Annotated in this window: 14 protein-coding genes; 3 read left to right on the top strand and 11 right to left on the bottom strand. The window is 55.7% G+C overall.

The window, feature by feature from the left end; all coding sequences use genetic code 11:
• Positions 1 to 7: 7 nt before the first annotated feature.
• On the bottom strand, positions 8 to 4,444 hold the full coding sequence (locus tag AC5Q5A_RS15125; RefSeq protein WP_493895788.1) for a translocation/assembly module TamB domain-containing protein: 4,437 nt from the start codon (positions 4,442 to 4,444) through the stop codon (positions 8 to 10).
• Positions 4,441 to 6,369 (bottom strand): autotransporter assembly complex protein TamA, encoded by a 1,929-nt coding sequence (locus AC5Q5A_RS15120; protein ID WP_493895787.1) that lies wholly within the window; start codon positions 6,367 to 6,369, stop codon positions 4,441 to 4,443. Before AC5Q5A_RS15120 ends, AC5Q5A_RS15125 begins: the two co-directional genes overlap by 4 nt.
• 367 nt (positions 6,370 to 6,736) lie before the next feature.
• Here AC5Q5A_RS15120 and AC5Q5A_RS15115 point away from each other — a divergent pair, with 367 nt between their 5' ends.
• Entirely contained in the window at positions 6,737 to 8,707 is a 1,971-nt protein-coding gene (locus AC5Q5A_RS15115) for a GNAT family N-acetyltransferase (protein ID WP_336232821.1), read from the top strand.
• A gap of 40 nt (positions 8,708 to 8,747) precedes the next feature.
• Here the strand turns inward: AC5Q5A_RS15115 and AC5Q5A_RS15110 are convergent, their stop codons facing one another.
• From AC5Q5A_RS15110 to AC5Q5A_RS15100, 3 genes are all read right to left on the bottom strand, one after another.
• Positions 8,748 to 9,890 (bottom strand): peptidase C39 family protein, encoded by a 1,143-nt coding sequence (locus AC5Q5A_RS15110; protein ID WP_493895786.1) that lies wholly within the window; start codon positions 9,888 to 9,890, stop codon positions 8,748 to 8,750.
• 146 nt (positions 9,891 to 10,036) lie between these two features.
• Positions 10,037 to 10,450 carry a protein tyrosine phosphatase family protein gene (locus AC5Q5A_RS15105; protein WP_493895785.1) on the bottom strand — a complete coding sequence of 138 codons (414 nt, stop codon included), beginning with the start codon at positions 10,448 to 10,450 and terminating at the stop codon, positions 10,037 to 10,039.
• 421 nt (positions 10,451 to 10,871) lie between these two features.
• On the bottom strand, positions 10,872 to 11,096 hold the full coding sequence (locus AC5Q5A_RS15100; protein WP_120225922.1) for a YgaP family membrane protein: 225 nt from the start codon (positions 11,094 to 11,096) through the stop codon (positions 10,872 to 10,874).
• Between the two features lie 197 nt (positions 11,097 to 11,293).
• Between AC5Q5A_RS15100 and AC5Q5A_RS15095 the strand changes: the two genes are divergently transcribed.
• On the top strand, positions 11,294 to 12,016 hold the full coding sequence (locus AC5Q5A_RS15095) for a TenA family protein (RefSeq protein ID WP_493895784.1): 723 nt from the start codon (positions 11,294 to 11,296) through the stop codon (positions 12,014 to 12,016).
• Positions 12,013 to 12,495 (top strand): GNAT family N-acetyltransferase, encoded by a 483-nt coding sequence (locus tag AC5Q5A_RS15090; RefSeq protein WP_493895783.1) that lies wholly within the window; start codon positions 12,013 to 12,015, stop codon positions 12,493 to 12,495. Before AC5Q5A_RS15095 ends, AC5Q5A_RS15090 begins: the two co-directional genes overlap by 4 nt.
• 53 nt (positions 12,496 to 12,548) lie before the next feature.
• Here the strand turns inward: AC5Q5A_RS15090 and pcaB are convergent, their stop codons facing one another.
• From pcaB to pcaH, 6 genes are all read right to left on the bottom strand, one after another.
• Positions 12,549 to 13,886 (bottom strand): 3-carboxy-cis,cis-muconate cycloisomerase, encoded by a 1,338-nt coding sequence (gene pcaB, locus AC5Q5A_RS15085; protein ID WP_493895782.1) that lies wholly within the window; start codon positions 13,884 to 13,886, stop codon positions 12,549 to 12,551.
• Positions 13,887 to 14,030: 144 nt separating this feature from the next.
• Positions 14,031 to 15,236, bottom strand: coding sequence for a 3-oxoadipyl-CoA thiolase (gene pcaF, locus AC5Q5A_RS15080; protein ID WP_287445072.1), 1,206 nt, complete (start codon positions 15,234 to 15,236; stop codon positions 14,031 to 14,033).
• 23 nt (positions 15,237 to 15,259) lie between these two features.
• On the bottom strand, positions 15,260 to 16,033 hold the full coding sequence (locus tag AC5Q5A_RS15075; protein WP_008891893.1) for a CoA-transferase subunit beta: 774 nt from the start codon (positions 16,031 to 16,033) through the stop codon (positions 15,260 to 15,262).
• 14 nt (positions 16,034 to 16,047) lie between these two features.
• A complete protein-coding gene (locus AC5Q5A_RS15070) occupies positions 16,048 to 16,902 on the bottom strand; it encodes a CoA transferase subunit A (protein WP_008891894.1) in 855 nt (284 codons plus the stop codon).
• 137 nt (positions 16,903 to 17,039) lie between these two features.
• Positions 17,040 to 17,627 carry a protocatechuate 3,4-dioxygenase subunit alpha gene (gene pcaG / locus AC5Q5A_RS15065; protein WP_493895781.1) on the bottom strand — a complete coding sequence of 196 codons (588 nt, stop codon included), beginning with the start codon at positions 17,625 to 17,627 and terminating at the stop codon, positions 17,040 to 17,042.
• A 3-nt stretch (positions 17,628 to 17,630) separates the two neighbouring features.
• The gene (gene pcaH, locus AC5Q5A_RS15060; RefSeq protein ID WP_008891896.1) at positions 17,631 to 18,332 is read right to left on the bottom strand and encodes a protocatechuate 3,4-dioxygenase subunit beta; all 702 of its coding nucleotides are present in this window, start codon (positions 18,330 to 18,332) and stop codon (positions 17,631 to 17,633) included.
• Positions 18,333 to 18,336: the final 4 nt, after the last annotated feature.

Here is an 18,336-nt window from a genome sequence, read left to right as displayed (position 1 = left end):
TATGGCCTTAGTAATCAAGCCTGAACTGAACGCCAGCCTTGCTATCTATTTCTGTGCTTTCGCTGGTGACACTGATATTTGGCGTGACTTCGATTTCGACTTCGACGCCGCTTGACCCCGGCGTTGACCCGGCCTTGGTGCCGACATAGACCCCCTCTGTCAGGTATTTGCCGACCTTGACCTCCGGCCCGTCTTCGCCGCCACCGACGCGCAGAACATCTGCACCGATAAAGCGCCGGATGCTGCCAACCACATCAAGGCCACTACCACCGCCAGAAAGTTCGTTGAGGGCACTTGCCAGTTGCACGGCCTCGACTGCCGACAGGCTGCCTTGGGATTTGCCAAACAGGACCTGAGACAGGATTTCGTCTTCTGGCAGGGAAGGATTGGACGACAACACCAGTTCCGGATCGCTTGACGGCCCCTGGAAGCCTGCGGTCACGACGAGGTCTTCGGTGGTATAGACGCCTTCGATATCAAGCATCGGATCAGGGGGCGACGCGCCGGCAAAGGTAATCTGAGAATCCCGGATCACAAATGTTTTGCCGATGACATCAAGCTGCCCGCGCAGGGCCGATAACTGCCCGGTGATGCGTGGATCATCGGTGGTGCCGGAAATCTCAAGGCGACCACCCCATTCGGAATCAAGTCCCTTACCGCGCACAAACAGGCGCCCAGGGATATCAACGGTGACATCAAGATTACCGGTAAAGGCGTCGTCAGCTTCCTGTGTATCCTCAGTCTTTTCGACCTGCGAAGCGTCCGGCAGATTTTCAATCTCGATGGTCGGAACTGATTCCGGCAAGGCCAGGGTCAGATCGACCTCCCCACGCAGGACCGACACCGTGCTTTGGATATCGGCCTCCGACTGGGATCCGGTTACGCTGGCTTTTACATCCGCCCAGAATTGCAGTTCATCCTTACGCGATACGGCAACATTGCGCAGATCAGCCGAAACGTCATAGCGCATCTCGCCACCGTCTAGCAGATCAAGATCAACCGATGCATCAACAGTGCCTTTGCCGCCATCCGTGGCCGTAATGGACGGAATGGAAAGACCCGCCTGATCAAAGGTGCCCTCAAGCGTTATCTGATCAAGGAGTGTGCCGTACTCAAGGTTTTCATATCGTCCATTGGCAAGCGCGACATCCCCTTTCCAACGGATATCATCAAGCGTCCCAGCGACATCAAGCGCAAGTTTGATCTTGCCCGACATCTGATGATCGGGTGCCGGGACATAAGGCCAGAATTCGGCAATTTGTCCGTTCACACGCACGCGGGCAGAAACGGGCGCGGCAAGATCCGGGCTGAATTCCTGTTCAAGCACGGAAATGGCAAGCGGAACATTGCCTTCGGCTGTCAGTGCTTCGACATCGCCATTACCAAGCGACGCCTGCCCTGCAAGTTTTCCGTCCTCAAGCGTGATATCAAGCCGCATTTCAAAGGGCTTCAGCCCCGCGACTGCCTTTGCCGTGATGCCGGAAATGCGGCCATTGACCTGTGCACTTGGCAATTTCCCGCGTGTTTCACGCAAGGACGCATCAAGATTTGCGGTGCCGCTCAGTCCGTCAAAGCCGGAAATACGCCCCCACGGACCAAGATCAAAATCATTAAGGTGGAGCTCACCCGAGATGGATTTTTGCCCGGCTTCCTGATCAAGGCTTGCGACAAGATGGCCGGTGCCAACGGTCAGGTCGGCGTCGAGTTGCTGCCGACCGTTTTCACGCAAAACAAGTTCCAGTGGTTTTCGAAGCTCAATCGTCTGATCGCCAATGATCGCTTCAAGCCGATTGGCCCTCACAGCGATATCATTGCCAAGCGAAAGATCAGCGGCCAAGTCGGTCGAAATCGGAACATTGCCCTGATAAAGACCCGAACTCGTCAGCGTGATGGCAAGGGCATCCATGCCGCCGTCAAGATCAAGGGCAAGCTCGTCAACCGCAATTGATCCGGCAATAATGTCACGGCCATCCAGCTCCGCTGAAATTTCCGGCACGTCAAACGCATTACCGATCGTCGCGGTCAGTTCAACATCCTCGATCATTGTCGGATTGGTGCCATCTGTGCTTGCCATGCGCAGGCCCTTGGCCGATGCGTTTGCCGTAATGCTTTGGCGTTGGCCATCCGGACGAAGGGCAATATCGGCCGTCAGGGTTCCGTTCACCAGACTGACGCCAAACTGATCGAGAAATTCGGCATCGAGATTTGACAGCGCAACATCACCGCGCATTGGAATGCTGTAGTCGGGTAAGACGATATCGCCACTTAACGCGACATGTTCCCCTTTGAGAGATATCTGCTCAACACGGAGCGCATCTTCAGGCAGAACAAGATTTGCAGCCACTTCGTATGGTCGGTTGGCAAAGGTGAAGTTGCCCTTATTGGCAAGCGACAAAACAGCCTGTTCTGACCACGTCATGCGGCTGGTCAGCACGATATCTGAGAATTCCTGACCCGAAGCAGCAAGACTTGGAACACTTAATTCAAACGTCCCCGGGGGTGCCGCCAAGTCACCTTCGAGGCTGGCTATCAGCTTTGCCGGGGCCATTTCGATGCCCAGATCCGGCGGCACGGCACCAGATGCAATATCAAGCGTGCTTTCAAGCGACAGCTTCTCGAATGCTTCTGTAATACGAAGCATCAGCGGACCGTCGATCATTGCGGTATCAAGTGCGCGGACATCAACGCTAAGATCAAGATCAGGCGCAAGTGTCACATCGCCCGTGATACGCGGCTCGGGCCCGACGATACGATCAAGATCGGCAATCCCGAAACCGGCCTGACTGGCTGAAACCTCGATCCCGGTTTCCAGACCACGGGCCTCTGACCAGGTCAGACCGGGCAAGGCAACCTGCCCCTGCCCGCGCAATTCAAGCCCCGAAATCGGCGCAAAAATCGCGAGATCACGGACATCGGCCACGATGTTTGATGTCGTGACGACCAAATCTTCGTTAACGTCCGCCTGCCCGCGGAGCGTCATATCAGGCGTGTTCAACGCCAGATTGCGGATCGAAATATCGGCAAAGTCCGGCGACATCCGCGCATCAAATGACAGGTCCTGCGCCGCGCCCAGAAACGCCCCGAGATCCGGGTCATCCCAATCCGTGCCGGTCGCAGAAAATGCGACCGTTGCGTCAAGTGGCTCATCCGCGTCATCGGGGGCTGCCATATCGGCCTGCAAGGCGATGTCGCCGATACGCGACACAGGCGTTTTCACATCACGGCCATTTACCCGCAGCGCCACACCAGGCATCGAAAGATTACCATTGGCCTGAACGGAAAGCCCAAGTTCCGCCCATGAAACGACACCGTCAAGCAGTGCCGACATTGCAGGATCAATATCGGCCGTCAAATCGGCCGCAATCAGGTTGTCTTCAAGGTCAAGTTCCGTTGTGCCAGACAGCGCCAGCACATCTGCCATCGCAATCGAAATGCGATCAAACGAAAGGATCTGTTCTGATTGATCAAATGCCCCGCCAACGCCCAGTGCGACTTCTTTGTCCATGCTTGCCGGCAATTGTTCGGTTATGCGTTCTTGCGGTGAAAGCGCACCGTCGAGCGTAAAGGCAACAACATCCGACGACAGTTGAACGCCAATGTCGCTTACAAGCGACGCATACCCCGCCGCCGACAGATCAATCTTGCCTTTCCAGTCATTGGCCGGACCATCGCCATTAAGCGCAATCTTGATATCGGTTGCGCTGGCCGGATCAACGCCAGCCAGGGTCATGACAAGCCCTTCGCGCCCCAACAACCCATCAACCTCGGCTGCCAGCTGTTGCCCAGGGCCGTCAAAATCCAGATCAAGTTTTATCCGGTCGGTACCGCCATCACGCGGCTGCAAATCCAGAAAGGCTGTCGCAGACAGGTTTGTGCCAACATTTGCCCGCCCATTCAGGCTATAGAGGAAACTGTTACCGGTGAGTTGATCAACAATGGCAATTTCGCCAAGCTCAAGCGCGTCAAGCGAAACCGCCAGCGGCATGGCAAAGCCACTGCCGTCTTGGTCCTCTTCCTCGACCGTTTCCGGTGAGGTGCCGTCGGGCAAAATGACATTGGTCGTTGCCAGACTGATCTGATTGATGTGCAACAGACCAGCCAAAAGTGCCATCGGCGACCAATCAAATTCGATATCATTGATATCAAGATGCAACCCATCTGTGGCGCGATCCATCGTCACCTGATCAAGGGTCAATTCAGTCCACAAACTGCCTTCGATCCGGCCAAGCGCAAATTCGCTGTCGGTTGCGGCGGATACGGCCTCGTTGATCATCGGGGTCGCCATCCGCAATACCGGACCGGTCCCGGCAACGGCAATCAGGCCGGCAAGTCCAAGCACTGTCCCGCCCAGACCATAGGCACCATAGCGCAGCCACTTTGTCGAAGAACGGCGCGATGCGGAACGTTTGGGATTATTCGGTGGTGACGTGTCAGACCCGGTCAAAATGCCTGCCCCAGACTGATATAGAATTGAAAATCGTCATCAACGTTGTCGCGCTTATCAAGTGGTACTGCGACATCAAAACGCAGCGGCCCGACCGCGGTGTAATAACGGAAGCCAAGACCGGCAGCCCATAGAAGACTGATGTCTTCGGGTTCGGATCTGGCATACACGTTACCACCTTCGATGAATGGCACGATGCCAAAGCTCTCGGTCACACGGGCGCGGAATTCGGCGCCGACTTCCAGTACGGAACGCCCACCGAGCGGATCATTATCGGCATCAAGAGGACCGACTTTCTGGTATTCGTAGCCCCGGATGGAGCCACCACCACCGGAATAATAGCGTTTGTTCGACGGCAGATTGCCGCGATCCTCGCCGATAATGGTACCGGTGCGTGCACGGGCCGCCAGAACATAGTCGCCCTCGTCGTCAATCGACAGGTATTGCGACCCGACGACCGATACGGTGGTGAAACCGGTATCCTTGTCGGTCAGACCCATATAGGGCGATACGTTGATTTCAAAACGGTTCCCGCGGCTCGGATCAAGGGGGTTGTCGGTGTTGTCATGGCGCAAGATGCCCCGCAACCCGGCAAGATAGAATTCCTCGTTCGGGGAGTCTGATCCAGTCAGGTCGGAATATTCCGCAGTGACACCAAATGTGGTTGTCCAGTTTTCCCAAAGCGGCCGTTCGATACCGGCAAAGCTATCCAAGGTTGAGCCCTTGTAGGCGTCAGTATCGTTGTTTTTGGCGTTGGCCTCGGCCACAAAGGACTGACGACGTTCAAGAAACTGCGGCTTTTTGAATTCTGCCGACAAACCCTGTTCAAGGCTTGAAACATCAATCCCCAGCCGGAGACGTTCACCAGCACCAAACAGATTGCGATGTTCCCAGAACGCGTTGGCACCCGGACCATCGGCGGTCGAGAAATTCACCCCACCGCCGATCGAACGCATTTTGCGTTCAACCACTTCGATCTCAACCGGGATTTCGCCATTGTCATTTACCGGACCGGCAACCTTGACGATCACACTGTCAAACAGGTTGGTTTGCGCCAGATCGCGGCGCGTGGTGCGCACCTGATCGGGATGATATTGTTCGCCCAACCGCCAGCTGCGGTATCCTGCGATGAAGTCGGCATCGACATCCTCTGCACCATTGACGGTGATCTTGCCAAAATCGGCCTGCGGCCCGGTTTCAAAGGCATAATTGATCGTAATGGTTTTTTGCGCGGTGTCGGCCAATACGGTTCGCTTGCCAGCCTCCACAAGCGGGTAACCCTGTTCGCGCAGGATATCGACACCGTATTGTTCGCCCAGAATGATCGGCTCCGCGGTCGCGCGCTGCCCGATCTCAAGGCGGGTCTTTTCAAGTTCCTTATCCGTCGCATGGCGTTCCACCACACGATCGGGGTATGTGATCACAAGGTTCACCGCCGAAATCAGATAGGGTGTGCCGACATCGATATTATAGGTCAGAACCAGTGGTTTCGGCTGTTCGGATGTTGATGCCAATGCATCATCCCCGGACTGGCCATCCGCCGGGTCTTGTTCAGAACCAGCTTCAGGTGCGTCTTGGGCTGGCGCGCTAGATGTATCTGCGGCGGCCTTTTCATTAATCTCAAATGTGATCTGCCCGTCGTAAAATCCCTTGGATCGCAGAACAGCCTGAAACCGTTCGACGTCGTCTTCGGCACGGCGTTGCAGACCCGCGCGCGAAGCGGTCGGGCGCGACTGCAAACGGCGCGCCGTACTGACCCCATCCAACGCAGAAATCAGATTTTCTTCCTGGGGATCGATGCCGGCAATTTCGACTTCATAGGGGATGGTTTGTTGCAGATCATTTTGCGCAATCTCGCTGTCAGTACCGTCGCCAAATCCGAGCACACCACTTAGCCCCTCGTCCGAGGTGCACGCCGAAAGCATCGAGCCTGCCAGTAAAAGCGGAACGATTGCAAACCTGCGCCTGAGGATCGGAGATGTGTCTAGGATGCGTTTATTCAAACCATCTTGCCCTTGAAAGCTTTGCGGACGCAGTGCAACGTACGCCAACCTGTTTGTTTCTGATCTCTTGTTTATATAAGTGCAAACGATCAGGATGATTAAATGTTTCACAGCAGGCCCAATGAAAACACCTTATTTTTATTGGACCTGCTGGTCGAGTGTGACCTGTGCCATGATCCATGAAAAAAAGGCATGGCTATGAACAATAAATGCGCTTGCGACGAACGATCTTTGGGCGTACCGGAAGTTGAGCGCAACATATTTACCCTCATCGTAGGAGAGCTGCACAGTGACTTTGCCCCAGACCAATACTGTCATCATCCGTGCAGCCGTGCGCGACGACCTTGATGGTCTTTGCGCGCTTGAAAGCGGCAATTTCGAAAGCGACCTGATTTCGCGGGCTTCTTTTTCGCGGTTCCTGCGTCAGGCCAGCGCGCGCCTTCTTGTCGCCGACGCTGGTGATGCCGATCATCCTGAAATTGTCGGGTATGGCTTGTTGTTGCTGCGCGCCAATACGGTTACAGCGCGGATTTACTCGCTGGCGATTGCAAAAGACTGGCGCGGTAAGGGTTTAGGCACACAGCTTTTGGCTGGCCTTGAAAATCTGGCGATGGATGCTGGATGCACGCGCATGCGCCTTGAAGTGCGCGTCACCAACGAAACCGCACGCAACCTTTATGAACGCCATGGCTATGTCCGGATTGCCGACCTTCCGGGATATTACGAGGATGGCAGTGATGGCATCCGCCTTGAACACGCGCTTTATGATGGCGAAAGTGCTGTCAGCCCGGCTGTTGCCACCGGTGCGCCGCTGATTTTGGTCGACCGTCTGTCGGATCAACGCTTTGCCGTATCGGGGGCACGCGTGATGCGCGTGCGCGATTATCTCGCACTTGATCACGGTGTGCGCAACCGGCGTGTGATCAACCTGTGCCAGTCCTATGAATATCTGTCGCGCGGTTATTATTGCAGCCTTCTGGCGGCAGCCCGCGCAGAGCGCGTCATTCCCGAGGCCGATGTTCTTTTGGATCTGAACTGGAAGCGCCTTCAGAAAACCGCACGTGCAGAACTCAGCCCGCAAATCATCGAGGCACTGGAAAAATCCGGCCAGACACCTGATCAGGCGCCGGATCATATCGATGTCTATTTCGGGCGGACCGCCAACAAGAAGTTTCGTCAGATTGGTGAACGCGCCTTTGATCAGTTCCGCTGCCCGATCCTGCGCCTGCATCTGAACAAGCAAGACCGTAGAATTTTGCGCGAAATCGAAGCCCCGTCGATCAGCCAGCTTGATGACGACAAACTTGTCGAGTTCGAGGCAGCATTGCGCGCCTATTTGCGCGGGCGTGTGCGCAAACAGGGCAACGTCACCCCGCCGACCGCCCTTGTCGCCATCCTGCATGACCCGGATGAAGTCCTGCCCCCGTCAGACAAGGAGGCCCTTGCCAATTTCGTGCAGGCCGCATCCGATCTGGGGGCCAAGGCCGAACTGATTACGGCCAAGGATTTCCATCATCTTTCGGAATTTGATGCCCTTTTGATCCGCGAGACCACGGCGCTTGATCACCATACCTATCGCTTTGCCAAGCGGGCGGTAAAGGAAGGCATTCCGGTGATTGATGATCCGGACTCGATGCTGCGTTGTACCAACAAGGTCTATTTGGCCGAGTTGCTGCGCACACACCGTATCCCGGCACCCAAAAGTGCGATTTTCGATAAGCGCCGCATTCCCGACATCGCAAAGCAATTCAGCTTCCCGTCGGTTTTGAAGGTGCCGGATGGCTGCTTCTCGCGCGGGGTGCGCAAGGTAAAATCACCAGAACACCTGAACGAAGTCGCGACCGAAATGTTCAAAAACTCCGAACTTCTGGTCATTCAGGAATATGTCGAAACCACCTTTGACTGGCGTATTGGCGTTCTGGGTGGCGAGGCCATCTTTGCCAGCCGCTATTTCATGGCGCCGGGCCACTGGCAGATCGTCAAACACGAAGATGATGGCAAAAGCTATGAGGAAGGCGGGTTTGAAACCCTTGCGGTCGAAGACGCCCCTGCGGACATCGTTGCCACGGCCCTTGCCTCTGCGCGTTTGATGGGCGATGGCCTTTATGGTGTCGATGTCAAGGAAACGCCGCATGGCCCGATGGTGATCGAGGTCAATGACAACCCGAATATCGATGCCGGGGTTGAGGACGTGGTTCTGGGCATGGATTTGTATCGCCGGATCATTGCGCACTTGCTGGGCAAGATCGCACGCCCATAAGGGCCTCTGCAGCATTCCACCAAAGCAAAAGGCCGGGTTTTTACCCGGCCTTTTTGTCAATGAAGACAGCGGCTTGCAGTTTATCGCGGCCATAGCGTGCCATCAGATCAAACTCGTGACGCAGGATCGGCACGGACAGACAGTCACTGCCGGTATAGGGTTCATGGTCTTCGCCAATGTCGGGATCGCTGACATAGACAAACCGGTCATCAAAGCCCGAAACCACCACCCAATGCGGGATTTTATCGCCATAAATGCGGTATTGGCTGATCAGGACCAGGGCCATTTTGCCCTGTTTGGTGCGTTCTTCGATCTCGGCAATGCCAAACGGGCCGGTCGTGACCGAAATACCGGCATCAAGTGCCTGACGGGCAAAGTCGTAATGGACCAGTTCGACCACTTCGCGGTTTTTCGGCTTTCGCACCGTATCAACAAATAACGGCCCGTCCCGGCTGCTCAGCACTTCGACATCAAAGCCGCGCTTGTGCGCCGCCAACGCCAAACCCAGCGGGCCACAACCGCCATGCCCGGACGTCATGAAAATCGTGGTGGCTTCGCGCCACAATGCGATCTCAAGATTACGATCAAGTTCGATATCCTGATCCAGCGCATTCATCGCCATCATCAAGGCCGCCGGACCACAGGTAAATGGCAGGGTCTGGTGATAGAAATGGATTGGCGATGGCAAATGCATGGCATTGGGGACCAATACCTTTTCCATGCGAAGCGCATTCGAATGATCGGGATAATAATCCGGATAAAGTGCAAATTCGCGATATCCGACTGCCTTGAAAAGCCGGATCGCATCCTTGTTTTTCTGGCTGACTTCAAGGCGCAGGATCGGTGTGCCAAAATCAAGGCTGAGTTCTTCGGCCCGTTCAATCAGGGCATGGCCAATCCCCTGCCCGCGCTGATCAGGTGACACCGCCATCGAATACAGGCGCGCAAGTGCGACGTTGCTGCGAAAAATCACCAGCGCGTAGCCAACAACAACGCCCCCGTCCTTGGTGGTTTCCGCCACGGTCAAACGCGCGGTTTCACTGCCGACGAAACGTTTGAAGGCACGCCGGGTCAGTCGGTCGACTTCAAAGGACCGGTTTTCAATCTCGCACAGGGCGTCGAGATCTTCGTTCCTGGCCAGTCGAAATCTGATGTTGGAAAGTTGGTCTGCGTTTGACGTCATACCGGTGCCACTTGATAAAACCATGCCAGATACAGCATGCGCGGACATATCGTCATGAAACGCACAAAAGGAATAGTGCAATTTATGCGATGCTCACTGCGTTTTTTGCACAGCAACGCACCGCATAACCTGCACATTCAAATGGCTTAGCCGCGTGCTGCAATCCGCGGTGCCAGCGGCGCCATATCATATCCGGCCTCAGCCGCGACCTTAACGATATCGCCGACCTGCATCTGCCCGGCATTGGCCAGCGACCACAGGATGGTGCAACGTGTACCACTGCGGCAATAGGCAAAGATGGGCTTTTCGGCGGCCGCCAAATTGGCTGCAAAAGCATCTGCATCCGCGTCCGACACATTGCCGCTTGCGACGGGCTGGAAGATCGCCTTCATACCGGCAGCCTCGGCCTTGGCGGCGACTTCGGAAAATGACGGCTGCGCGGGATCTTCGCCATCCGGGCGGTTGCAAATGATGGTCTTGAAACCGGCAGCAGCAATTTCGTCAATCGCAGCAAGCGGCATTTGCGGGGATACAGTCAGTTCATCACTCAGGCGTTTCATTTTTATATTCCGTTCGTCGTTGCTGGTCGCCGTGCCCACACGTCGGGCATCAACAGCACGTTCCAGGGGCAGGGCTTGTTGATTTTACTGTAATGGCAACCGTTAAGCTTGTGAAACACAAGGAAAAACCCGAAGCGCGGGGCGGCACCCCGGGCAAGGGATTTGACGCTGGGTAGCACAAGCTTAACGGTTGTCCTTCGGATCACTCGGGTTTGCACGGGCTACTTTGTCGCAAAACTTTGAAAGATAAAAATCTTCCTACAGTTCTGCTTCGCGTATCCGCGCAAACCCGAGAGACCATTGCAACAAAATCAACAAGCCCTGACCCTGAACATACCGCAGAGATCTACGGACGCCAGCATAACGTTCAAACAACAACAGATCGAACGGAATATTCCGGTTTCAAACGCCGTCTATTACCTTATTTGGAAAGCGGACAGGTCCGCAGGCCAAACAGCATGTAAAGCGGGCAGAAACGCAGTGCCGCAGTCGCCAACATGACAACACCGGCAGCAATCATCACCCAGCCATAAACGCCATATGCCATGCCGCCACCTTCGGGCGCGGCCGAAACAAACGGAATGGCCAGCAAAACAACACCGGCAATCGCACGGACAACACGGTCCAGGGTTCCAACATTCGCCATAACTTCCTCCTTGGGAAAAGCTCTGATGGCGTGATTTATAACATTATAATCCAATCGATTACTTTGATACTTATCAATCGCCTCCATGCGGATCGGTACTTTGGCGGATGCCCTATTTCGTGGCTTGCCCAATGGTTGCGACCATGCCAAAAGTTCAAAACCCAAATGATATCAAGCTCCTCAGGAAACGCGCACATATGAGTAACACCGCAAAGGCCGTTCCGAATTTTCCGTCATGGCGTCAAACCAATCCGAACGGTTTGTTTTCAGATTGGCTGAAGGCATCCTGTGCGGATCAATGGCGTGCGGTAACCCACCATGTCTTTACCGATGCCTGGGGTGATGCCGCGCTTCCCAAGGCCAATCTTGAAAACTACCTTATTCAGGATCACCGGTTTATTGATCGGTTTGTTGCCCTGCTGGCCGCGGCTGTTTCGCGTGCACCAAGCCTGAAGGATCGCATTCCGGGGTGTCAGTTCCTTGCCCTGGTCACGGGCGAAGAAAACACCTATTTCGAACGATCCTTTGCCGCCCTTGGCGTATCTGATGATGCACGTGAAAACATGCCGGACTGGCCGGCAACAGCGGCATTCAAGCAACTTATGAAAGACGCCACAGACAGTAACAGTTACGCCAATATGCTGGCCGTTCTGGCCGTTGCCGAGGGCACCTATCTTGGCTGGGCGGATCGGGTTAACAAGGCCATCGCCAAACGCCCCGATGATTTCTGGTACGCCGAATGGATTGATCTGCATGTCGGGGTGTATTTTGAAAGTGTGGTTGCCTATCTGAATACCCAACTGGATCAGGTTGGACCGTCACTTTCAGATAAAGACCGCGCCGAATGCCTGTCCTATTTCAAACGTGCAACTGATCTTGAATGTCAGTTCTTTGATACGGCATGGGGACCACAAGAATGATCACAATTCGTCCGTTTGCGAACAGTGATGCCAAGGCCTTGGTCGAGATTTATCGCCACTCCGTTACGGAAATCGGCCCCAACGCCTATAATCCCGAACAGGTTGCTGTGTGGGCAAAGCTGCTGCCGACACCGGAACGGTTTATCGAAATCATGACAGATGGACGGTTCAGTCTTGTCGCGGTTGATGGCAATGATCAGGTTGTCGCATTTGGCGATGTCGAGGCCGATGGCCATATCGGGTTTCTGTATGCCCTGCCCGACTTTGCGGGCAAAGGCATTGTGACAAAGCTTTACGACGCGCTTGAAGCGCACGCGCGCAAACAGGATATCGGCAAGCTTTATTCCGAGGCCAGTGAATTTGCCAAATCCTTTCTGCTTAAACAGGGCTTTAGCGTTGTGGAACGCCGCGATTTCGAAGTCGCCGGCGTACCCATCCACAATTACGCGGTTGAAAAGCGCCTGCGGGCACCACGCTGAACCAAATCACCGCACCACACACAAAAAAGGCTGCCATCCGGCAGCCTTTTTCTCTAGTCGCGCAAGCCACGCTTGGCGGCCCCCAAAACACGATCGATAAACACATCCGACTGCCCGACATAGTTTGCCGGGTTACGGACATGATTCCAATCCACCGGGGCGTCGGTCAGTTTTGGCAATTCATCAAACAGGTTCGATGCGTTTTCTGCCGACTTGGCGATGGCATCTTTGACCAGTTTGTCCGCAGCATCGCGGCCAAGGTGATCGGCAAGCGCAAATGTTGCGGCCTCTGCCAGCATCGCCCCGCGCGACAGTTCAAGGTTTTCGGCCATCCGGTCTGCATTGATTTTAAGATCCGGCACCATATCAACCGCCTGCGCAAGTGCCGCACCGGTTGCGGTAATGATCTGTGGCAAGGTCAACCATTCCAGAAGCCAGCTTACCCCGCTTCGTTCATGATCGTGCAATTGCGCCTGGGCAAAGGTACCTAGTAGCCCGGCATTGAAACGTGCCAGTGTCACCAGCATTTCAGCCTGCACCGGATTGGATTTATGCGGCATGGTCGATGACCCGCCACCCTTGCCCGGTTGAACCTCGGCAATTTCGGACTGTGCCAGCAGAACCAAGTCCTGCCCCATCTTGCCAAGCGCGCCGGTTAACGCCGTTAACTGGCTTGCGAAATCAACAAGGACGTCACGCTGCGCATGCCAGGGCATATCGGCAAGCGGAAGATCAAGTTCTTCGGAAAGATTGCTTTCGACGTCTGCGGCCTTCACCCCGATCGAGGCCAATGTACCCGCAGCCCCGCCAAACGAAATCCGCAACAAATCCGATGACAAGCTATCAATCCGGTGATCAATCCGCACAAGCGGTGCGAGCCATCCGGCAGCCTTGAGGCCAAAGGTCGTCGGGACAGCCTGTTGGGAACGCGTCCGCCCGATCATCACCGTTGTGCGATGGGTATCAGCATGGGCTGACAGCGCCTTGGCCACTTTGCGAATGCGGCGACGGATAATCGCAACCGCATCACGCAGCTGCAGGACAAGTGCACTATCAACCACATCCTGGCTGGTGGCGCCAAAATGGACATAGCGTGCGTCGTCACCGCCAATTTCCGCCTTGAGCGCCTTAACAAGGGCCGGCACTGGCACACCGGCACTCGCAGTTCCCGCCGCAAGGCTTGCCGGATCGGGCGTAAAATCACGGCAGACTTCGGCAATGCGGGTGGCACTTTTTTCGGGGATCACACCTGCGCGCGCCTCGGCCGCGGCAAGGGCCGATTCAAAAAGCAGCATGGATGCAATCTGTGCCCGGTCATCAAACAGGGCCGCGATCTCCGGATCGGAGAACAGATTTCCAAGCAGGGCAGAGTCAAAGGGCGAAACGCTCATCAGGGTTCATCCACCGTTCAAACAGGTGTGAAATCAAGTCGATAGTGTCGCGCCAGCAACCATATTGGTCAATAACGCAAAAAGAAGCCCCTGCCCGACAACCGGCACAGGGGCACCTTTTTCAAGATCAGTCAGCCATCAGCCTTAAACAGCTTCAAGCGCAATCGCGATCCCCTGACCGACACCAATGCACATGGTCGCCAGTGCACGTTTGCCACCAGCACGTTTCATCTGAAGCGCAGCCGTGCCGGTGATACGCGCACCCGACATACCCAGCGGATGACCAAGGGCAATCGCACCACCATTCGGGTTCACACGCACATCGTCATCAGCAATGCCAAGATCACGAAGCGTTGCAAGCCCCTGTGAAGCAAAGGCTTCGTTGAGTTCGATCACGTCAAGCTGCTCTGTCGACCAGCCAAGACGTGCGAGAAGTTTTTTCGATGCCGGTGCCGGGCCAAAGCCCATGATGCGCGGTGCAACACCCGCAGTCGCGCCACCAACAACCCGTGCAATCGGGGTCAGGCCGTATTTTTTGACCGCTGCCTCGGATGCGATGATCAGGGCAGCAGCCCCGTCATTAACACCCGATGCGTTGCCGGCCGTAACCGAGCCGCCTTCGCGGAACGGGGTCGGCAGTTTGGCAAGCTTTTCGGCCGTGGTGCCCGGACGCGGATGTTCATCCTTGTCCACGACAATGGCATCGCCTTTGCGCTGCGGAATGGTGACCGGGGTGATTTCCTCGCCCAGATTACCATTTTCCTGTGCGGCAACCGCCTTGTCCTGCGAACGGGCGGCAAAGGTATCCTGATCTTCGCGGGAAATCTTGAAGTCCTCGGCAACGTTTTCGCCGGTTTCGGGCATGGAATCCACGCCGTACTGTTTCTTCATCACCGGGTTTACGAACCGCCAGCCGATGGTGGTGTCATAAATCTCTGCATTGCGCGAAAATGCCGACGTTGCTTTTGGCATGACAAACGGCGCACGCGACATGCTTTCAACGCCGCCGGCAATCATCAGATCGGCTTCGCCCGATTTGATGGCACGGGCGGCCATAATGATTGCATCCATGCCCGAACCGCACAGACGGTTGACCGTGGTTCCGGTCACTGTTTCCGGCAGCCCTGCCAAAAGCGACGACATACGCGCAACGTTGCGGTTGTCTTCACCAGCCTGGTTGGCACAGCCAAAGATGACATCATCAACAGCGGCAAAATCCAGATCCGGATTACGGTCGATCAGCGCCTTAAGCGGAACAGCGCCAAGATCGTCGGCGCGCACCTGCGACAGGCTGCCGCCAAAGCGGCCAATCGGGGTGCGGATATAATCGCAAATATATGCGTCAGCCATTTCTAAGATCCTTATTATTGCTCTTACTGCTGGTCCCCGTGGGCCTTGGCGGTACGAGCATGCAGTTCACGCAGAACCTGCAATTCTTTCTCGGACGGGATCGCAGTTTCGGCGACTTCGTCGGCAAACTCAACATCCCAACCGGTATTTTCGATGATTTCTTCGCGGGTTACGCCCGGATGGATCGAGGTCACAACGAATTGCTTGCCCACCGGATGCGGTTCCATGATGCAAAGATCCGTGATCAGACGCGAAGGACCCTTGGTATCAACACCGTAAGATGCACGATCATTGCCACCCTTGCCGTGACCAAGCGATGTCACGAAATCGATCTTTTCGACAAAGCCACGCTTGCTTTGCTTCATGACCAAAAAGACTTCGCCACAGCTGGTCGCGATTTCCGGCGCACCACCGCCGCCCGGCAGGCGGACTTTGGGGTTGTCGTAATCGCCGATCACGGTGGTGTTGATGTTGCCATACTTGTCAAGCTGGGCCGCACCAAGGAAGCCAACCGAAATCTTGCCGCCCTGCAACCAGTAACGGAACATTTCAGGCACGGCGACGGTGTTCACAGCGGTTTCGCACAGCTCGCCATCACCGATCGACAGCGGCAGGACATCGGGCTTGGTGCCAATCGTGCCACTTTCATAAATCAGGGTGATGTCGGGCGCATGGGTCAGGCGTGCCAAGTTACACGCAGCCGACGGCATCCCGATGCCAACAAAGCACACATCGTCGTTTTTAAGCGCGCGTGCAGCGGATACCGTCATCATTTCAGTCGGGGTATATTCAACCATGATTTTTCCTCCGCTTAGCCTTTGTTCGCTTCACGCTTGGCCGCGAAATCTTCGGGACCGCCATTAATGACATGCTCTTCGAGCCAGGCCTGGAACGTTTCGCGATCACGTGCAATCGGATCCCATGCCTTATAGAACGCGTTGTCGCGCTTATAATATCCTTGGGCGTAAGACGGATGCGCCCCACCCGGCACTTCAACAATCGCGGTCACCGCCCAGTTCGGCAGCATGACGGCATTTGGCGAAATATCGCCGAAATCATCAACGATCTCTTCGACGGTGATGATGGATTTCTTCGCGGCCAGAACGGCTTCTTTCTGCACACCGACAATGCCTTCAAACAGGACGTCGCCCTTTTTGTTGGCTTTCTGGGCATGCACGACGGTGACATCCGGGCGGATCGCCGGAACAGCCGCCAGGCTTTCGCCAGTGAACGGGCACTCGATGAATTTGATGTTCGGGTTTACGCGCGGCAGTTCCGCCCCGCGATAGCCCTTGAATACTGCGCAAGGCAGGCCAGCCGCACCGGCGTCATAGGCATTGGCCATCGCCGCGTGGCTGTGTTCTTCGATCTCAAGCTTGGTCGGCCAGCTTTTTTCATAGGCATCGCGCAGACGGTGCAACGAGCCAACACCGGGGTTCCCGCCCCAGGAAAAGATCAGTTTCTTGGCACAACCGGCCCCGATCAACTGATCATAAATCACATCAGGCGTCATGCGGACCAAGGTCAGGTTCTTGATGCCCTGACGGATAATCTCGTGCCCTGCGGCGTGCGGGATCAGATGGGTAAAGCCTTCCATCGAGATGGTGTCGCCATCCTTAACGCAGGATGCGACTGCTTCTTTAAGCGACATGAAACGTGCAACCACGGCAAAACTCCTGTGGCATCAATCCAAAACATTAGAAACGCGGGGCAACTGCCCCGGTAGTGCAGGAAATTCAGGTCGATGGCTGCGACCGCCGGCTTTCCCCAAAGCAGCGGACGCAGCCATCGGACCAGATCGACTTACACGTCGAAGAACACGGTTTCAGCATTCCCCTGCATGTGAATATCGATCCGGTATTCAATCCCCGTCGGGGTTTCGACACGTTTGGCAATCAGGGTGTCGCGACGATCCGCTGGCACCGACTGCAAAACAGGGTCCTTGGCATTCAGATCTGCCTCGTCATCGAAGTAAAAACGGGTAAAGGCGTGAACCAGCATGCCACGCATGAAAACGATGACGTTGACAAACGGCGCCTCGGCGTCGGCAACAACACCCGGCTTTACCGTATCAAACCAGAAACGCAGCTTGGCATCGGTGCCGGTGCCGCAACGGCCAAGCCCGCGGAAACCGGTATCAGCTACATCAATCGGCTTTTCGTTGTAATGACCGTCGGCATCGGCCTGCCAGATTTCGATCATCGCATCGTTGACCGGGTTGCCGTCGCCATCAAAGACGGTGCCGGTGATGCGGATATGTTCACCCTTGGTATCCGGGCCGGCAACGGTCGGATCAGCAATGTCGGTAAAGTCGTATGCGTACTGGCCTGCGGTCAAGCCATAGGCGAAATACGGACCAACCGTCTGTGAGGGGGTTTCACCATAAGCCATGACTTAATTCTCCATCGGGGTGCCGTTGCGTCCACGCAGGACAATGTCGAACTGATAACCAAGGGCAAAGCCTTCCTCGGTCTTGTCGATCGAGAATTTGGCAATCAGGCGTTCACGGGCCGCTGCGTCCTCGGTGCCAAGGAAAATCGGATCAAGATCAAGCAGTGGATCACCCGGGAAATACATCTGGGTCACAAGACGGGTGGCAAAACCCGGACCAAACAACGACAGGTGGATATGGTTCGGACGCCAGGCATTGAAGTGGTTGCCCCACGGATAGGCGCCCGGCTTGATGGTATAGAATTTGTAGTTGCCCTGATCATCGGTAAAGCAACGCCCCGACCCGCGGAAGTTCGGGTCCAGCGGCGCATCATGCTGATCGACCTTGTGCACATAGCGACCTGCTGCGTTCGCCTGCCAGACCTCGACCAGGATATTGGGCTGCGGACGACCATCGGTATCCATCACCCGACCATGCACAACAATGCGTTCGCCAAGCGGCTCGCCATTGACGACACCGTTTTTGGTCAGATCGAAATCAAGCTCACGCACAGATGCGGGAGCAAAGCGCGGGCCGGTGCCCTCGGTCAGTCCCGACTTGATGGCAAGCGGTGCCTGGGTCGGACCACGCAAAAGGGTCGATTTGTAACCGGGTGCGATATAGGGGGCGTGGGAGCCCCAGTCACGCGGTTTAAAGGTGGACATGAGG

This window comes from Thalassospira sp. CA1 (assembly GCF_059052855.1).
Note: the sequence above shows the minus strand (reverse complement) of the source record. Positions and strands in the feature narration are given on the sequence as shown.